At 60.0% G+C, this 17,204-nt stretch carries 14 protein-coding genes and 2 pseudogenes; 9 read left to right on the top strand and 7 right to left on the bottom strand.

The window, feature by feature from the left end; translation table 11 throughout:
- Window positions 1-3: 3 nt before the first annotated feature.
- Genes FS320_RS15995 through FS320_RS15980 form a run of 4 tightly spaced genes read left to right on the top strand, consistent with a single transcriptional unit; the run spans window position 4 to window position 3,206 of the window.
- Window positions 4-522, top strand: coding sequence for a TRAP transporter small permease (locus tag FS320_RS15995; RefSeq protein WP_152712843.1), 519 nt, complete (start codon window positions 4-6; stop codon window positions 520-522).
- On the top strand, window positions 519-1,820 hold the full coding sequence (locus FS320_RS15990; protein WP_152712842.1) for a TRAP transporter large permease: 1,302 nt from the start codon (window positions 519-521) through the stop codon (window positions 1,818-1,820). Before FS320_RS15995 ends, FS320_RS15990 begins: the two co-directional genes overlap by 4 nt.
- Before the next feature lie 28 nt (window positions 1,821-1,848).
- On the top strand, window positions 1,849-2,298 hold the full coding sequence (gene aroQ / locus FS320_RS15985) for a type II 3-dehydroquinate dehydratase (RefSeq protein WP_152712841.1): 450 nt from the start codon (window positions 1,849-1,851) through the stop codon (window positions 2,296-2,298).
- 5 nt (window positions 2,299-2,303) lie between these two features.
- Window positions 2,304-3,206, top strand: coding sequence for a shikimate dehydrogenase (locus tag FS320_RS15980; protein WP_152712840.1), 903 nt, complete (start codon window positions 2,304-2,306; stop codon window positions 3,204-3,206).
- A gap of 63 nt (window positions 3,207-3,269) precedes the next feature.
- Here the strand turns inward: FS320_RS15980 and FS320_RS15975 are convergent, their stop codons facing one another.
- On the bottom strand, window positions 3,270-3,641 hold the full coding sequence (locus FS320_RS15975; RefSeq protein ID WP_152712839.1) for a LuxR C-terminal-related transcriptional regulator: 372 nt from the start codon (window positions 3,639-3,641) through the stop codon (window positions 3,270-3,272).
- 32 nt (window positions 3,642-3,673) lie between these two features.
- On the opposite strand from FS320_RS15975, the pseudogene FS320_RS15970 reads away from it, so the two are divergent.
- A pseudogene (locus tag FS320_RS15970) lies at window positions 3,674-4,668 on the top strand (HlyD family type I secretion periplasmic adaptor subunit).
- A gap of 174 nt (window positions 4,669-4,842) precedes the next feature.
- Here the strand turns inward: FS320_RS15970 and FS320_RS15965 are convergent.
- Complete coding sequence (locus FS320_RS15965) at window positions 4,843-5,553, bottom strand: GntR family transcriptional regulator (RefSeq protein ID WP_152712838.1); 711 nt, start codon at window positions 5,551-5,553, stop codon at window positions 4,843-4,845.
- Between the two features lie 127 nt (window positions 5,554-5,680).
- On the opposite strand from FS320_RS15965, the gene FS320_RS15960 reads away from it, so the two are divergent.
- The 3 genes and pseudogenes from FS320_RS15960 to FS320_RS15950 all read left to right on the top strand — a co-directional run bounded on the left by FS320_RS15960 (window position 5,681) and on the right by FS320_RS15950 (window position 8,979).
- Entirely contained in the window at window positions 5,681-6,607 is a 927-nt protein-coding gene (locus FS320_RS15960) for a dihydrodipicolinate synthase family protein (protein WP_152712837.1), read from the top strand.
- A gap of 79 nt (window positions 6,608-6,686) precedes the next feature.
- On the top strand, window positions 6,687-7,709 hold the full coding sequence (locus FS320_RS15955; protein ID WP_152712836.1) for a 4-hydroxyproline epimerase: 1,023 nt from the start codon (window positions 6,687-6,689) through the stop codon (window positions 7,707-7,709).
- 50 nt (window positions 7,710-7,759) lie between these two features.
- Window positions 7,760-8,979: pseudogene (locus FS320_RS15950) on the top strand (NAD(P)/FAD-dependent oxidoreductase).
- Between the two features lie 488 nt (window positions 8,980-9,467).
- On the opposite strand, the gene FS320_RS15940 reads toward FS320_RS15950, so the two are convergent.
- The 5 genes from FS320_RS15940 to FS320_RS15920 form a co-directional block, all read right to left on the bottom strand.
- The gene (locus FS320_RS15940; RefSeq protein WP_152712834.1) at window positions 9,468-9,887 is read right to left on the bottom strand and encodes a hypothetical protein; all 420 of its coding nucleotides are present in this window, start codon (window positions 9,885-9,887) and stop codon (window positions 9,468-9,470) included.
- A gap of 7 nt (window positions 9,888-9,894) precedes the next feature.
- On the bottom strand, window positions 9,895-10,734 hold the full coding sequence (locus tag FS320_RS15935; protein ID WP_152712833.1) for a TIGR02587 family membrane protein: 840 nt from the start codon (window positions 10,732-10,734) through the stop codon (window positions 9,895-9,897).
- Window positions 10,735-10,884: 150 nt separating this feature from the next.
- Window positions 10,885-12,759: a glycoside hydrolase family 2 protein gene (locus tag FS320_RS15930; protein WP_152712832.1), complete on the bottom strand. Its 1,875-nt coding sequence runs from the start codon at window positions 12,757-12,759 to the stop codon at window positions 10,885-10,887.
- A 382-nt stretch (window positions 12,760-13,141) separates the two neighbouring features.
- Window positions 13,142-14,032 (bottom strand): 2-dehydro-3-deoxygalactonokinase, encoded by an 891-nt coding sequence (locus tag FS320_RS15925; RefSeq protein ID WP_152712831.1) that lies wholly within the window; start codon window positions 14,030-14,032, stop codon window positions 13,142-13,144.
- 12 nt (window positions 14,033-14,044) lie between these two features.
- Complete coding sequence (locus FS320_RS15920; RefSeq protein ID WP_152712830.1) at window positions 14,045-15,196, bottom strand: mandelate racemase/muconate lactonizing enzyme family protein; 1,152 nt, start codon at window positions 15,194-15,196, stop codon at window positions 14,045-14,047.
- A 113-nt stretch (window positions 15,197-15,309) separates the two neighbouring features.
- Here FS320_RS15920 and FS320_RS15915 point away from each other — a divergent pair, with 113 nt between their 5' ends.
- The gene (locus FS320_RS15915) at window positions 15,310-17,040 is read left to right on the top strand and encodes an SMP-30/gluconolactonase/LRE family protein (RefSeq protein WP_244627174.1); all 1,731 of its coding nucleotides are present in this window, start codon (window positions 15,310-15,312) and stop codon (window positions 17,038-17,040) included.
- Window positions 17,041-17,204: the final 164 nt, after the last annotated feature.

The following is a 17,204-nucleotide window of genomic DNA, read 5'->3' as shown; positions in this document are numbered from 1 at the left end:
CTCATGACTTCATCCTTACGGGCGATCGGCTCCTGGCTCGCACGCCGTGCCGAGAATGTGGCGGCCGCCATGCTGGGTGCGATGTTCCTGGCCTTTCTCCTTCAGATTGTCTTCCGGTATGTCTTTGGTCTTCCCATCGGCTGGACTCATGAGATCAGTGTCGTCCTGTGGATCTGGCTCGTCCTATGGGGCGCTTCGTTTGTCATAACCGAGCGAGAAGAGATCCGGTTCGATATTATCTACGGTGCTGTCGGCCCCGGCGCTCGCCGGGTCATGTGCATCATCACGGCCGTGGCGCTCATCGCGCTGTACCTCATCTCGTTTCCGGCGGTTCTCGACTATGTCACCTTCATGAAGGTGGAAAAGACCGGATATCTCAAGATCCGATTTAACTGGCTGTTTTCGATCTACATCCTCTTCGTTATTGCAACGGTCATCCGCTACATCTGGCTTGCGTGGCAGGCGATGCGCGGCGTTGCACCCGTCGACTTCGATCCTACCAAGGCGAGCTCCGGCGTATGAACCTGACCAGTCCTTTCTCGCTCTCGCTCGTCGCGATCACCGCTCTTGTCTTTCTCGGACTGCCTATTGGGCATTCGATGATTGCAGGCTCGATCCTGTATCTGCTTCTGGCCGGGCAGGACATGGGAACGGCAGCCGAGCAACTCCTCAACGGGATGTACTCGAACTACATCATCCTATCGGTGCCGCTGTTCATTCTGGCAGCCGAGTTCATGAATATCGGCAGCATGACTGACCGCCTCATGGCATTCTGTAATGCGCTGGTAGGCCGGTTTCGTGGTGGCCTTGCACAGGTCAACATTCTGCAGAGCATCATCTTCGCCGGGATGTCCGGCTCGGCCATTGCGGACGCTGCCGGCACTGGACGCATGATGCAGGTCATGATGACCCGGGACGGTCGCTACACGCCGAGTTACGCGGCCGCCGTGACTGCGGTCTCCTCCGTCATTGGGCCGATTATCCCGCCATCAATTCCAATGGTGCTCTATGCCTTGGTCTCGGATGCATCCATCGGGTTCCTATTCCTGGGTGGAGTCATCCCGGGACTGCTCATGGCATTGAGCCAGATGATCATCGTGGCCATCACAGCCCGCCGCAAGAACTTCCCAGTCGAGAAGCCGGTCCCTCTGCGCAAGCTGCCGCGCATCACCTGGGACGCGCTCCCATCGCTGATGATGCCTGTTGTTCTGCTCGGCGGGATCTATAGTGGCGTCATGACGCCCACCGAGGCGGCTGCGGTTGCAGCAGCCTATGCCCTCATCATCTCGGCGGGGCTTTATCGAAGCGTGAGCTGGCGTGACTTCTATCATTCTCTCGCGGTGAGCGCACGCACGACGTCATCGATCGGAATGTTGATCGCAGGCGCGCTCGTGTTCAACTATGTCGTCACTGTCGAGAACATTCCGGAGAGGGTGAAGGCGCTGCTGGCCGGATGGGATCTCTCTCCCGTCGGATTCCTGATCTTCGTCAACGTGCTGCTTCTGCTCCTGGGCTGTGTTCTCGAAGGAACCGCGATTTTGCTTATCGTAGTTCCGGTCTTCATCCCGACTGCGCAGGCCTTAGGGATCGACCTCGTCCATTTTGGCGTCGTGGTCGTTGTCAATATCATGATCGGACTGATCACGCCTCCTTACGGACTGCTTCTGTTCATCATGGCAAACATCTCAGGTGAGCCCCTGCGCGACATCGTGCGGGATACGCTGCCCTTCCTCTTCGCCATGATCGTCGCTCTCGCGATTCTGACTTTCGTGCCCGAGACCGTGCTCTGGTTGCCTCGTCTGTTCGGATACCAGGGATGAGCCATCTCTATTTGAGAGAAGACTGCCAATGAGTAAGCCGATCTACATTCTCAATGGGCCTAATCTCAACCGTCTGGGAACACGCGAGCCGGAAATCTACGGCCGTACGACCCTCGCCGAAGTTGAGGCTCTGTGCCGGGAGGCAGCAACCGATCATTCCATCGTGTTCCGGCAGTCGAACCGGGAGTACGAGATCATCGAATGGGTGCACGAAGCCATCGACGAGGGGAGCGGGATCATCATCAACCCGGCGGCCTTCACATTCACCTCCATGGCAATCATGGATGCCTTGAAGATGTTTTCTGGCCCGATCATCGAGCTTCATATCTCGAACATCCATCGACGCGAGTCGATCTACCACAAATCCTATATTTCCCCGGTTGCAACGGCTGTCATTGCAGGCCTAGGCACCAACGGCTATCCGGTTGCCATTCGTTCAATGCTCGACATGATCTCAAGATCATCGACAGGCGCCTGAACTCTATGACGAACGAAGATCCATCGGGAGCCAAGCCTCAAGTCGATGAAGCCTCAGGCCTGTGGACCTATCCCGCCGTCCTTGTCGGCCTGATAGGTGCCGGTATCCAAGCATCCCGAACGCCCAGTCTTCACGAGTGCGAGGGGGCTCGGCAGGGATTGCGTTACATTTACAAACTGATTGACCTGGAAGTGCTTGGTCTCGACGCACGCTCCCTTCCTGAGATCCTCACGGCTGCCGAACGGTTTAGTTTTGCCGGCGTCAATATCACTCATCCCTGCAAACAGGCGGTAATCCCCCTGCTTGATGAGCTCTCGCCCGACGCGGCGGCGCTCAGTGCTGTCAACACCGTTGTTCTGAAAGACGGTCGCCGCGTCGGGCACAATACCGATTGGTGGGGCTTCACAGAGAGTTTCCGGCGAGAATTGTCCGATGCCCGCTGCGATTGCGTGGTTCAATTCGGTGCCGGTGGAGCCGGCGCCGCTGTGGCTCACGCCCTTCTGACTTTGGGAGCGGGTGAAGTCATCGTCATCGACATTGATGAAGATCGTGCCCAAAATCTCGCCGCCGCCTTGTGTGATCGGTTCGGGCAAGGTCGTGCTTCCTCAAGTTCCTCGCCTGCAGACGCATTGGCTGGAGCTAATGGCATGGTGAACACCACCCCGCTCGGGATGGCCAAATATCCCGGCATGGCTGTTCCCGCCGATCTGCTGCGTCGTGACTTATGGGTCGCCGACATCGTCTACTTCCCACTGGAGACGGAGCTACTGCGCCAAGCCCGGGCGCGCGGCTGCCGCACGATGTTTGGTGGCGGCATGGCCGTCTTTCAGGCCGTTGGTGCCTTTCGCCTCTTCACCGGGCTGGAGCCAGACGCGGATCGCATGCTTCGTCATTTCAGCCAGATGTGAGCCTGCAATCTCACCGGGCTCCTCATTCTTGATGCAGCTGGTTGATGGATCTGTGTGCTTCAGTCAGGAAGCCAACAGGCTCTGTGGAAGGTGGTTGGATGCCATGAGAGCAGCTTCCACCCGATTTCGGACGCGTAATTTCTGCAGGATGTTGGTCAAATGATGCTTGATCGTCTTCTCACTCAGATCGAGCTTGTTGCCAATCTCTTTATTGCTGCGGCCTTGCGCCAGGATTGACAAGATCTGCTGCTCACGCGGGGGGAGATGACCCGAGCCCCTCGCTTCGCTGGCGCTGCCCGGACCGGATTTCATGAGCAGTTTTGCCGCAAGGCTGGGCGAGATGAAGCTTTGCCCCTGGTTCAACACTCGCATCGTCTGTACCAGTTCCTTGCCGCTGGCGCCCTTCAGTAAATAGCCGCGTACGCCACGCTTCAAAGCGGTGTAGACATGCCAAAAGCATCGACGAAATGACCGCCCGCCGGGCCCGGCTCGAGGCCGAGCGGGATGGAGTGGAGACGATCCGCTTCCCCATGGACTTGGTCTCTCGCGCGGACCATGCTGTGGTGGCCGATCTCATGAGCGGCGAACGGCGCCTGTTCGACAGCAGGCGGGCGTCCCGCGCCGGCCAGAAGTCGCAGCTCAGGGAACGGGTGGCGCAGCTCGCCGAGCAGATCGACGGCACGAAGTTACAGGCCGCGGCCAAGGCGGACGAGATCGACCTGATCGCATCGGAGCTGACGGGCGTGCAGGAGCTGTGGAAGAAGAACCTCGTCCCGATCACCCGCGTGACCTCGCTGAAGCGCGAGGAGACGCGGCTCCGGGGTGAGCGCGGCCAACTCATCTCGACGGTTGCGCAAGCTAAGGGAAAGATCAGCGAGACCGAGCTCCAGATCATGCAGATCGACCAGGACCTGCGCAGCGAGGTCTCCACGGAGTTGCGCGAGGTCCAAGTGAAGATCGCCGAGTTCGTCGAGCGCAAGGTCGCAGCCGAGGACCAGTTGAAGCGCATCGACATCCGCGCGCCGCAGGATGGCATCGTGCACCAGTCGGCCGTGCACACGGTCGGCGGCGTCATCGGGCCCGGCGAGACGCTGATGCTCGTCATGCCGGAGGGCGACGAGCTGTCGATCGAGGTGAAGGTCGCCCCGCAGGACATCGACCAGCTCCGGCAGGGACTCGACACGGTCCTGCGGCTGTCGGCCTTCAATCAGCGCACGACACCGGAATTAAGGGGCACGTCACCCGCATTGCCGCTGACCTCGTGACGGACGAGCGCAGCGGCATGTCCCACTATCCGGTCAGGATCGCCATCGCGAACGGCGAGCGTGACCGTCTCGGCTCAGCGAGACTGCTGCCGGGGATGCCCGTGGAAGGGTTCATTCAGACGGGCTACCGCACGGTCTTCTCGTATCTCACGAAGCCAATCGCAGACAATATGGCCAAGGCGTTCCGTGAAGAATAGCCATAGCTCGAACCGGAGCACTGCCGCTCCGGTCCATCCGCCTCATCAGGCAAGCGTCATATGGGTTCTGGACATCTTGGTAGAACGTCAGGAGCAGCTCCAATTTCTGTTCTGGAAGCCGCTGCCAAGTGGATCATTCATGGTGAAATGAACATTCGCGGTAAGTGTCTACAATTACAGCGCCCTATCAACTCTCTGATGATTCCCGATATATACCTGCAAGGATCTTCCAACCTCCTCGATATGCATTTCTAAAAGAGAACACGCGTCTGTGATCCGCCCGCTCTCGCAGAGCCGCAAAAGCTCGGCGTGCTCGGTCTCGGCGCGCTTCATGCCGTCTGTGAGAGAGAGTTGAAGCCGGGTATGTCTATCGCATTCCTGAAGGAGGTTGGCCACGATCGCCAATGCGCGGGGTTTCCCGGCGTGACGGTACAGAAGCATATGGAATTCTGTATTCAGCTCGCCCCAGCGTCTGACATGGTTCGCCCGGAGTTCTGCGCTGTATTCCTGAAGGATGTGATTGAGCTTCTCGTAGTCGTTGTGGGTCAGATGGCGGGCGGAGGCTTTCAGGAGGCGCGGCTCAAGCAGCGACCGTAGTTCAAAAAGCTCCTGGACCTCTTCTGTCGAAAGCTCGGAGACGATGGCGCCTCGGTGAGGGTGAATCTTAACGAGTCCCTCTGCTTCGAGCTGCATCAAGGCTTCTCGGATGGGGATGCGGCTCACTCCGAACTCGTTTGCCAGGGCGTCTTGCCGTAGCGGAAATCCTACCTTGAAGTCACCGTCCAGAATGCGATGCCGCAGGTTTTCTGCCACGGCAGCAGCAATCGTTCGATGCTGAAGAGATTTTTGCGCTGGTCTGGCGAACGGCTTGGTTTCGAGCGTCATGGGTCGGGATATCACTGAACCTGGAAGGCCCGCTTCTTATAGCAGCATCCAGGAGTTGTCTTGACAAGGTAGATTTTATACAATCTACAATAATGCGCATCAATGTCCAGTGTGGGAGAAGGGCGGAATGGCTAGAATCGGATGGGAAGGAGTTTTTCCCGCAGTGACCACCCAATTCGAATCGAATTATGACTTGGATGTCGAGACCACGGCCAAGGTGATGGACGGGTTGATCAGGGATGGCGTCTCTGGATTGATCGTCTGCGGTACGGTTGGGGAAAACACGTCTCTTCGCCGTTCCGAAAAGATAGCAGTCATGGAAGCCGCGAAGGATGTCTCCCGCGGTCGGGTGCCGGTGATTGCCGGTATCGCCGAGTTTACAACGGCCTTCGCATCAGAAGTTGCCAAGGAGGCGGAGCGAGTGGGGCTCGATGGTGTAATGGTCATGCCCGCGCTGGTCTATTCCTCGAAGCCGCATGAGACCGCCGCGCATTTTCGGGGTGTTGCCAGCGCCACCGACCTGCCAGTGATGGTTTATAACAATCCCCCCATCTACAAGAATGACGTGACGCCCGACATTCTAGCCTCTCTTGCCGATTGCGAAACGATTGTCTGCTTCAAAGACTCATCGGGTGATACCCGACGTTTCACCGATACGAAGAACATGGTCGGAGACCGCTTCGTCCTCTTCGCGGGCCTCGACGATGTCGTCGTCGAAAGTGTGATGCTGGGTGCCGCCGGCTGGGTCTCCGGCATGTCGAATGCCTTCCCTCAGGAAGGCGAAACCCTGTTCCGTCTGGCGAAGGCGGGGCGCTATGAGGAGGCGAGGGCGCTGTACGATTGGTTCATGCCTTTGCTGCATCTCGATGCCCGTCCCGACCTCGTGCAATGCATTAAACTCTGTGAGGCCATCATGGGTCGGGGTTCGGAATTGACGCGCCCTCCGCGCCTTCCTCTGAGTGCTCGGGAGCGGGCTGGGGTGGAGGCGGTTATGGACAAGGCTCTGAGACACCGTCCGGCCCTTCCCGATGTCGGGTTGAAATCTGCCGCCTGACAAGCTCACGGCGAAGGACCTTGATGTCCTTCGCCCTTTCTATGGTAGTTAGCAATCTCTCTGATCAGCGAGTGAAGCGATGGCGCGTCACACCTTTTTTTGCATCGACGGTCACACCTGCGGGAATCCGGTTCGTGTGGTTTCCGGTGGCAGTATTCCCCAGTTGCGCGGAGAGACGATGTTTGACCGCCGTCAGCACTTTCTGGCGGAATACGACTGGATTCGAACCGGCTTGATGTTCGAGCCTCGTGGACATGACATGATGTCCGGCTCGATTCTTTACCCGCCCACGCGTCCCGATTGCGACGTCGGAATTTTGTTCATCGAGACATCCGGCTGCCTCCCCATGTGCGGGCATGGAACGATTGGCACCGTCACCATCGCTCTCGAGAACGGTTTGATCCACCCCAAGACACCAGGCCTCCTGCGCCTCGATACGCCGGCCGGTGTCGTAGAAGCCCGCTACGAACAGAATGGCCCTTTCATCGAGCGGGTTCGCATCACCAACATTCCATCCTTTCTCTATGGAACGGGCTATGAAGTCGAAGTGGAAGGGCTCGGATATCTGACTGTGGATGTCGCCTATGGGGGCAACTTCTATGCCATCGTCGAGCCGCAGAAACTGTACTCCGATTTGGCAGACATCAATCCGTCGGACGTCCTGGGTTGGAGCCCCAAGCTGCGGGAGGCGTTCAATGCGCGTTACCGGATCGCTCATCCCGAGAATCCTGAAATCAACCGCCTGACCCACGTTCTGTGGACGGGACGTGCGCAGACCAAGGACGGCACGGCCCGCAACGCCGTGTTCTATGGCGACAAGGCCATCGATCGTTCACCCTGCGGCACAGGAACTTCCGCTCGCATGGCTCATCTTGCGGCTCGTGGCGAGCTGAGAGAGGGCGACGCGTTTGTCCATGAGAGCATCATCGGGTCCACCTTCATCGGACGCATCGAGGGGCGGGCGACAGTCGGAGATCGCGACGCCATCATTCCCTCGATCGAGGGATGGGCGCGGGTGACAGGCTTCAATACGATTATCATCGACGACCGCGATCCCTTCGCGCAGGGATTTCAGGTCGTGGATCGGACCACACGAGCATAACGCCCAGGGTGTCAGCGACAGCCTAGTCCTCACCTTGAACAGGAAGCACGATGCGGATCGCGATTGTCGGTGCTGGAATCGTCGGCCTCGCGGCCGCTCATGCCCTTCTCGATAGAGGGCATCAGGTTACTCTCATTGATCCGGGCGATCAGACGGCAATGCCGGCTGGATCGCTCATACCGACATCATGCCGCTGGCATCTCCCAAAGTCTGGAGGAACCTTCCAAACTGGCTGATGGACCCACTGGGCCCGCTTACTATCAGACCTGCCTATCTGCCCTCTCTGATGTCCTGGCTGATCCGGTTCATGCTAGCGTCCTCTCCGGTGCGGATCAAGACGAGCATGACTGCCATACGAGCCATCAACGCAGAGGCCTTGCCCTCTTGGAGGAAGCTGCTCTCCTCGGTAGATTTGAGCACTTATCTGCGAGAGAATGGCATTCTGTCCGTGTGGAAGAATCAGGGACCCTTTCTGCGGGCCAAGGACACCCTCGACCGCCAGCGTGACTTAGGCATCAGTATAGATATTCTCAATCGGAACGATCTCACGCAACTGGAGCCGGCACTCCAAAACGTCGAAGCTGGTGTGCTCTATTCGGAAGCGTGCCACATCTCCGATCCCGCCAATTTGGCGTCCGATCTTATGAGACTTGCTCTCGAGCGGAGCGCACAGCACGTAGCGGCCCGCGCTCTGAGGGTGGAGCCGAAGAATAACGAAATCCACGTCCATACGGCCGGTTCCGCGAAAACCGTCATTGCCGACAAGGTCATCATTGCCGCGGGCATATGGTCACGGCCGCTTGCAAAGACGTTGGGGGATCACATTCCTCTCGACACCGAGCGTGGCTACAACGCGACCTATCCCAAGGGTTCATTCGGTCTCCATCGACCCATCATGTTCGAAGGTGAGGGATTCGTCACGACACCTCTCGATACTGGCGATCGGGTCGGAGGCGCGGTTGAGTTCGCGGGGTTGGACGCCAAGCCCAATCATGGTCGCACATCCGCGATGATCGCGCGGCTCAAACGTTTTCTTCCCGACTTTGAACCCGATCAGGATGCAAGACGCTGGATGGGCTTTCGCCCATCCATTCCAGATTCCCTGCCGGTGATAGGGTCGTCCAGACGGGATCACCGTGTGGTTTACGCATTTGGTCACGGCCATCATGGCCTGACACAGGCAGCGGTCACATCGCTGCTGGTCGCAGACTTGATCGACGGAATGACCAGCAAGATCGATCTAAAGCCATACTCGGCACAGCGCTTTTAACGAAGCATCTTCGTTCAGAGCGCATAAAAGTATTAACCGGTCTAACGCCTCGCCAGCCTGATCTTCCTGCACGGATCAGGCGGTGGGCTGGGGCATCGTAGGCGTGACAGGGATCTCCTGGGGAAACGTGGGCGGCACTCCGACAGGCTCACCTGGCGGCGGGATGTCCCCAGGCGTCGTTGGAGGCACGCCGACAGGCTCGGGCTGAGGTGCCTCAGGAGGCGTGGGTGGGCTCACAGGCGCCGGATTGGGGTCCGCCGGTGTCGGCTCCGGGTAAGGCTGGTTCGGCAGAGGAATGGGCATTCAGGCGTCGCTCCGCTGTTCAGACGTGTATGGATATCTGTAAAGGGCAATCACCAGCGGAGCACTAGGTTCCGATTGCGGTAGAGGCCTTATTGCCCAGCGTTTCAAAGCTGACACGTGTCGACCAAAGGAATGTCCTTCGAGTTTGGGGCGCGCACCCTGGGATGAAACGCTATCTGCCCGTCTCAGGGCTTGGCGAAGCCTGCAGCCCGCAACGTGAACTTCTCGATTTGTGGGTTTAGGGTGAAGAACAACCCTCCCTTGCGCGCCGAGTGACCGGGAATGTAATCGAGGGTCACGCTGCTGAACTCAGGACCATCACTCCCTGGCACTGCCCCCTCAATCCGCACCTGCGCAGCCGCTGCGCCGCCGACGTTGCGAGCCTCGAATATGACACGGTAGCCGCCTGTGACCTGGGTCGTTTCGATTGCTGTGACAGAGATCATGGGTGGAGAGGTCGCATCGTGTAGTGCCTGCCACCCGATGAAACCGAAGACGCAGAGAGCCATCAGGAGACCCAAGCCTGACGCAAGCCACTCGAGCCAGGGAATATGGTTCCCGGAGGCACGATGATTTTCGTTTTCGAGAGTTCGGCTTTCCTTCATCGCTGCCTCATATCACCAGTCTGGCCGTTGCCGCGCCGAGCGATGCCGGGAACCCAAGCACCACAACCATACTCGCGATCTCTGTCGGCGCCACATCCTCCGTACGACCAAAGGTCCAGAGCACATAAAAGCTGATGAGGAGCGCAATGCCATAGCCGGCCAAGGTGAAATGGAAGAAGGTCGACAGAAACGTTCCACCCTCCGGTCGACTCTCCTGGCCGGAGAAGCCGACCGTGTAGACAAGCACATGCAACAAAATGATGGAGAGGAATCCAAGCGTCAATGTATGCCAAGGCGACATCTGGTAAGCGATCAGGATCATTTCCTCCGTGGGCGCCACATTGAAGGCCAGGAACAGGGCTCCGGCCAACATCAGGAAAAGCTCCCCACCATAACCCGCTTCTGCCTTACGCTCCTCCTCGGCCTGGGTATCCTGTCCACCCCCGAGTTGCTTGCGCCCGAGCATGGCACCAATACTTGCCGGTACGCTCTGCAGGGCAACCTTGCCGACGATCTCGCCCCACGTCATGTCGAAGGTGATCACCGCAAGCAAGGCGAGCATGGCAGCCGAGGTGAGGATTCCGACGCCGAAGGCTGCAAAGGCATCCATCGCGTCCTCCTTCCAGCTGAAGGTTCTCTCGAAGCCTGCGAAGTAAGACAAGCCGATCAGGATGGAGAAATTGATGCTCATGAACAGGAGCAGTCGACCGGGCTCCATCGAGAACCCCAGCCACCACATCTCCATGGTCATCAGAAGTGGTATGGCAAAGATGACAGCGCCGCCAAAGGCGCGGCTTAGGCCAAGGGCATAATCCTTGTTAGTCTCCGAAACGCTGTCGTGCGCCATCTCAGCAACCTAAGGCCGCCTCCGCCTTAAAGGAAGCTTGGCCGTAAAAGGAAACCCGCGCCCTGAGACAAGGTTCCAACGGGTCGCGCCGGCGACGGAAGTTGCGACTTATCGAGGGCGCTCAAATCCCCTCGCCGTTGCTGAGATGTCCTATTCCTGCCCGCGCTCACGGCGCCGCCGCTCCACCTCCTGTTTGATGAGAACATCCAGGATCTCGCTCGGCACGGCTTTCGAGGGCCGGCTGTTGATGGCGCGCAGATGCTCGAGGTCGAATTTCGGCTCGCGATTCACGGTGAGGAGCCCGTTAGTCTCCTGTGACGTATCGGTGAGCTGGGTGTAGCAGAATCCGGCCAGCGCGGTGGAGGAAAGCAACGCGTCGACGAGTTCCTCATAACGCGTGAGCAGTTCGTCGGGGTTGGCGAACTGGCCGTAGCCGAACCAGTCCTCACTGGCCTGTGGCACGAAGCCAAGCCCGCCGAACTCGCTGATCACGATGGGCTGGTCCTCGATCTCGACATCCTCGCTGAGCAGTGGGTGATGGTGCGGGCGCACTTCGCGGAATGTACGCGCGATGGTCTGCCGGTCCGCATAGCGCTCCCGCAGCGTGCCGCCGTTCGGCGCATAATCATGCACACCGAAGACGTCGCCGACTGCATGCTGCCAGCCGTCATTGCCAATCACCGGCCGAGTGGCATCGAGTGCCCGGGTGAGGTGATAAAGGGCCCGCACAAAGTCGCGCTGCTGGGCCGATCGGTCCAGGTCCGGCACACCCCAGCTCTCGTTCAAGGGTACCCATGTGATGATCGACGGATGATTGTAGTCGCGGCGGACAGCCTCCAGCCATTCGCGGATCAGCATTTCAGCGGCACGATCCGAGTACACATAGGCATTGGCGGCCTCGCTCCAGACGAGCATGCCGAGCCGGTCGCACCAGTACAGAAAGCGTGGATCTTCCACTTTCTGGTGAATGCGGACCCCATTGAAGCCGAGCGATTGCGCCAGCTCCACTTCACGCCTGAGCGCATCCGCGTCCGGAGCAGTCAGGTGCGAATCAGGCCAGTAGTTCTGCGCCAGAACGAGCCGCAGAAAAGTGGGAATGCCGTTGATGAGGAAGCGCCCATCGCGGGCTTCGATGCGGCGCAAGCCGAAATAGCTTTCGACCCGGTCGACGATGGTGCCGTCCCCATCGATCAGTTCGATCACGGCCTCGATGAGGTTGGGATGTTCAGGGGCCCAGAGTAGCGTGCGGCGCCGGCGGATCGCAGCATCGTTGATGTCGAGAAGGATGTCGCGCCGCAGCTCGCGCCCCGAGAGCAGATAGGTGTCGTCGATGAGGGTGCGCGCCGGCCTGTCGCCGGTGAGCCGCACGAGGACGCGCCAGCCGGCAGGAGGCCTGCGGTCGAGCCGGAGAATGAGCTCTGCACCGAAGCGGTCGACATCGGGCGTCCAACGCAGCTCGGCAATTGCGATCTTTGGAACTGGTTCCAACCAGACCGTCTGCCAGATGCCCGTGGTGCGGTGATACCAGATATAGCCGGGCTTCTCCTCCCAGTACTGCTTGCCGCGCGGCTGCTGCAGATCCCGAGGCTCGTCCTCGGCGCGAACTATGACAACCTGGGTCTCGCCGGGAACGAGCAGGGGGCTGATGTCGGCCGAAAACGCCGTCTGCCCGCCCGCGTGCTCGACCGCCATGCGGCCGTTCACCCAGACCGTGGCCTTGTAGTCGACGGCACCGAAATGGATGACGAGCCGGTCGCGACGATCCGCGTCGTCCACCTGCACTTCGCGGCGGTACCAGACCACCGGATGAAAGCCGGTCTCGTGCACACCGGACAATTTGCTCTCAGGAGCGAAGGGCACTGAGATCTCGCGGTCGAAGGGCTCCTCCCGTTCGAACCAGCGTTCGGCAAGACCTTCATCGGCATCGTCGAATGCGAAGCCCCATTGGCCGCACAGGTCGATCCAGCGCTCCCGGCGCAGCTGGGGGCGGGGATGGAGGTCGGCTGGGGTGATCGTCTCAGTCATGTCTCATCCGCTCAGGACCGCCCTCTCATGAATCAATGATCGGCAGGCGGGGTAATCAGTTTCAGACGCCCCGCGGCTGCTCCTGTGGGCAAGTCCGGCCAGAAGATGGATCGGTCTGATGCGATAACGGTGTTCCATCCTGACAGGTTGCTCGCGAATTCGGAGTGCCCTGCGCCCGCCATGGCGTGCCGTGGCATCGGAGCCAGCCCAACTCGACCAGCTGGGATTGGACGTTCCCCGTCCCGACAAGACGCTGGAGTGGCTCCTCGATCTTGGCGTCGATCGATCCTGGGAATGCCGGAATGGCACGACCCGAGATCTCCGCTCGCAGCTGAGTGATGGGCTCTAGTTGCAACTATCGTTGATGTTTCTCAAGCCGATCCTAATAAAACGCATGGCTCAAGCGAAGAGCTTGAAAGGCCGCAATGCCAGCATTGTCGGCCACGGTCGATGTCATTCCGGCCTCAAGAAGTGCCAAGCTGTAGCGCTGGCACAATGCGGGTGCGCCGATCAACCTGACTTGCTTGTCCGGCGAGTTGTATTCCCCGATCACTTCATTGATCTCGGCGCCGATCATCAGGCCTGACAGGTAATCGCTGATGTCGGCAGGAGGGAGGTCCTCGAATAAAACCAGGCTGCGTGCCGAGAAGATGCGGCGCAGGATATGGCCTCCGATGCGGCGATCCCGGGCAAGCCTGACACCGCGCAGGAAGGCCTCTGGATTGTCGGCCGATTGTGCAGGAATCAACTTGCCGACGAGCGAGTTCGACTTGAGCAGCGCGGTGATCTCACCCGACATATACGTGGCAAATTGCTCGATCCGACCGTCCTTGACCGCCACCCATTTGGTGTGGGCCCCAGGTAGCGCGACAAGACCGCTGCTTTGGCCCATGGCTCCAAAGACCTTGAGCTCTTCCCCTCGGATCATGTCGGGGAGAGGATCGCGCACTGAGACGCCTGGAAGAAAGACGAGAGGCGGCAGGCCATCGATATGTCTGACGACCGTTCGTGCAGCGATGTCGGTCAGCGAGGCGGGCGCTTGCGCGTAAGGTGTCTCAACCCATCCATTGCGGCTGGTGATCATGCCGGACAGATAGATGCGGCCTACCTCTGCCGCCCAATCCCCGACGATCTCGCGCAACGCGGTTTCAAAGGCGCCGTCGGTGATATGATTGACGCCTCTGGCTTCCTGTCGCTGTCCCAGAAGGGTTCCGTCAGCGGCGAATAGGAAGGCGTGGAAGGCTGCCGAGGTCCATTCGATGGCAAGGAACACGAGAAACTCCCTTTAGTAGGCGGGCTTGACGGGAAACCAGTTCTGTCGCTCGCTGTCGAGATAGGCGCCGACGATGTCGTCGACTGCGTAGCGTCGCACGGCATCCTCATCGACCTCGACGCCAAGCCCGGGCGCATCAGGAACCTGAAAACGTCCGGATACCAGGGCAGGGGGAGTGGGGGAGATGTCCCCACCGAGATAGGCTCGCTCCGTATCGATGGCGAGGCCCATGTTGGGGATCGACGCGGCGAGGTGGATATAGGCCGCCTGGGACAGGGCCAGTTCGGCGCCTGAATGCAGGGTCACAGGAATTCCAACGGCCTCACAGACGGCGCCCGCCTTGATCGTCTGCCACAATCCGCCTTCCTCGTGCGGATCGAGCAGCACCACATCCGCCGCATGAGCGCGCACGATATTGCCGATGTCGGACAAGGTGTAAGCACTCTCGTCGAGAGCGATCGGGACCGGCGTGGATTGGCGCAGGAGCGCGTGGCCCGCCAGATCGTCGAGTTCCAGGGGCTGTTCCACATAGGCCGGATCGATGCCGCGCAGCTTTTCCAGTTGCCGTTTGGCGGTGCCTGGCGTCCAGGCGCCGTTGACATCGAGCCGCAGGGCCCGTGCGCCGAGGGCCTCGCGGGAGGCTTCCGCCAGCAAGATGTCGCTTGACTCGTCAAAGCCGATCTTGACCTTGAAGGTCTCATATCCGGCATCGAGAAAACGTCCGATCCGCTCCTTCAACTGCTTGGTATCTTTGGTGAAGAGATAGGCGGCGGCTTCCACATCCTTACGCCAACGCCCACCCCAGAGGCTCGACAGGGGGAGATCGGCCTGCTTCCCTAAAGCATCCCACATGGCCATCTCGAGCGCCGCGATCGCCATCACGGCCGCTCTCTTGTGATGGTAGTAGCCGGCACCCAGGACATGCCGGTGCAGCCGCTCCACGTCGGCCACGGGATAGCCCAGCCCCACCTTGGCGACGATGTCGGAGAACACCGCCGGCACGGCCGCGATCAGCGAGATCGTCTCACCCCACCCGACAATCCCGACATCCGTCTCAATCCGGCAGAGGAGCCGTGTCGTCCCGATCCTCCGGCCCGATCCCCACAGGATGTCTTCCGTGAAAGGAACCCGCACGAGGGTATGGTGGATGGCCGTGATCTTCATCGCGAAAGCCTCTTCAACGAAAGGCGGGTTGACTTGGAACTGAGTTCCAACATAATCGGAGCCATCCTGAAGGGTCAATTGGGAAACCAGCTCATCCTTTCGACGGAGCTTTGATGAGACGCATGCAGGTCGAGCTGAAAATCGATGATGAGGCCGAGGTCGGCGTTTCCGGGCCGGTTCCTGGCGTGCAGGCGCTTACGCGGGGCGTTCAGCTTCTTGAGCTTGTCGCATCGGCTGCTGCGCCGCCCCGGTTTACGGATCTGCTTGAGGGTTCCGGCATGCCTAAGGGCACGCTGCATCGCATCCTCCAAGCGCTCGTCGACGAACGGCTCCTGAAGCTCGACAGCAGGGATCAGACCTACCGTCTGGGCTCGCGGCTGTTTCAGTGGGCGCACAGGGTTTGGGACGATTTCGACCTACGCGGCGCGGCCGAGCCCGAGCTGGAGCGCCTGCGGGACCTCACGGGCGAGACGGTGCGCCTCGGCATTCTCGATGGCGACGAGATCCTCTACATCGACCAGCGCGAAGCGCCGCAACCGGTTCGCCTGAGCAATGGCGTTGGTAGCCGAGCGAAACCTTATGCCAGTGGCTTAGGCAAGGCGATCCTGGCTCATCTTTCACTTGAGATGCGGCGACGGCTCCTGGGTGAGGCGGAGTTGCAGCGCCTGACGCCTCATACCATCGCCGATTTCAACGAGCTGTTCAGCCAGCTCGATCTCACCAAGGCGCGCGGCTATGCGGTTTCCATCGACGAGCAGAATGTTGGCATCAGCTCCGTTGCGGCGCCCATTCTGGACCACGAGGCCAAGCCCCTTGGCGCCATCGGCGTGATCGGCCCGTCCTTTCGGCTGCCGCCCGAGCGTCTCCATGCTCTCGGACGCGACGTCATCGAGGCGGCCCGGCGGATTTCCGGCAATATTGGCGAGGTGGCGATGTCGCTGACCATCAACCCGCGACCTCTCGGCGCCGACCGGAACGATGTGCGCTGTGTCATCCCTGCCAGCCTCTTCCTAGGCGAGGGGCCGCATTGGTCCGTCGACGATCAGCAGCTCTATTTCGTCGATATTCTTGCGCCATCCGTCTGCGTCGGCGATCCGGTCAAGGGATCCTACCGCTCCTGGGCAATGCCCGAACTCACGAGCTTCCTCATCCCGCGTCAAGGTGGTGGCTTCATCGCCGGGATGCAGAGCGAGGTGCGGGCAATCGATCCTGTGAAGAACGAGAGCGTGACGCTCGCCCGGCCGGAAATCAACCGCCCCGGGAACCGGTTCAACGACGGGAAATGCGATAGCCGCGGCCGTCTCTGGGCCGGCACGCTCGCCATCGATACGACGCCGGGCCAGGGTTCGCTCTGGCGGCTCGATCCAGATGGAAAGGTTCACGAGATGGACCGTGGCTTCCACGTCTCAAACGGTCTCGGCTGGAGCCCCGACGGCCGCCGCTTCTATTTCACCGACACCGCCAAGCAGACGATCTACGTCTATGACTTCGACAGCGAGACGGGCGCCATCGAGAACCGGCGCGTCTTCGTGACCGTGCCGGAGAGCGAAGGAAAGCCGGACGGTCTGACCATCGATGCCGAGGGCTTCGTGTGGAGCGCCCATTGGGATGGCTGGTGCGTCACGCGCTATGACCCGGACGGGCATGTGGAGCGCGTCATCAATCTGCCCGTGCCGCGCCCGACGAGTTGCGTGTTCGGCGGCGCCGACATGCAGACGCTGTTCGTGACCTCCGCTCGCATCCGATTGTCCGCCGCACAGATTGCCGACGCTCCTCTGTCGGGCAGCGTCTTCGCGATTGAGACCGGCATCAAGGGACTGCCCGAGAATGTCTTCGGCGGATGACAGATATCGCAAGGGTGCGCAAACGGCATGGCTAGACTAGTTTCCGTCCATAAACGTGCACATCTCGGAGCATTTACAATAGGTTGTGCCGAGTTGGAGTGGCTTTGACGAGGATAGGCAGGGTGAAGAGCGCTGAGTATCGACAAAAATGGTATCGTCGGCGC

This window comes from Microvirga tunisiensis (assembly GCF_009296175.1).
Lineage (GTDB): Bacteria > Pseudomonadota > Alphaproteobacteria > Rhizobiales > Beijerinckiaceae > Microvirga > Microvirga tunisiensis.
Note: the sequence above shows the minus strand (reverse complement) of the source record. Positions and strands in the feature narration are given on the sequence as shown.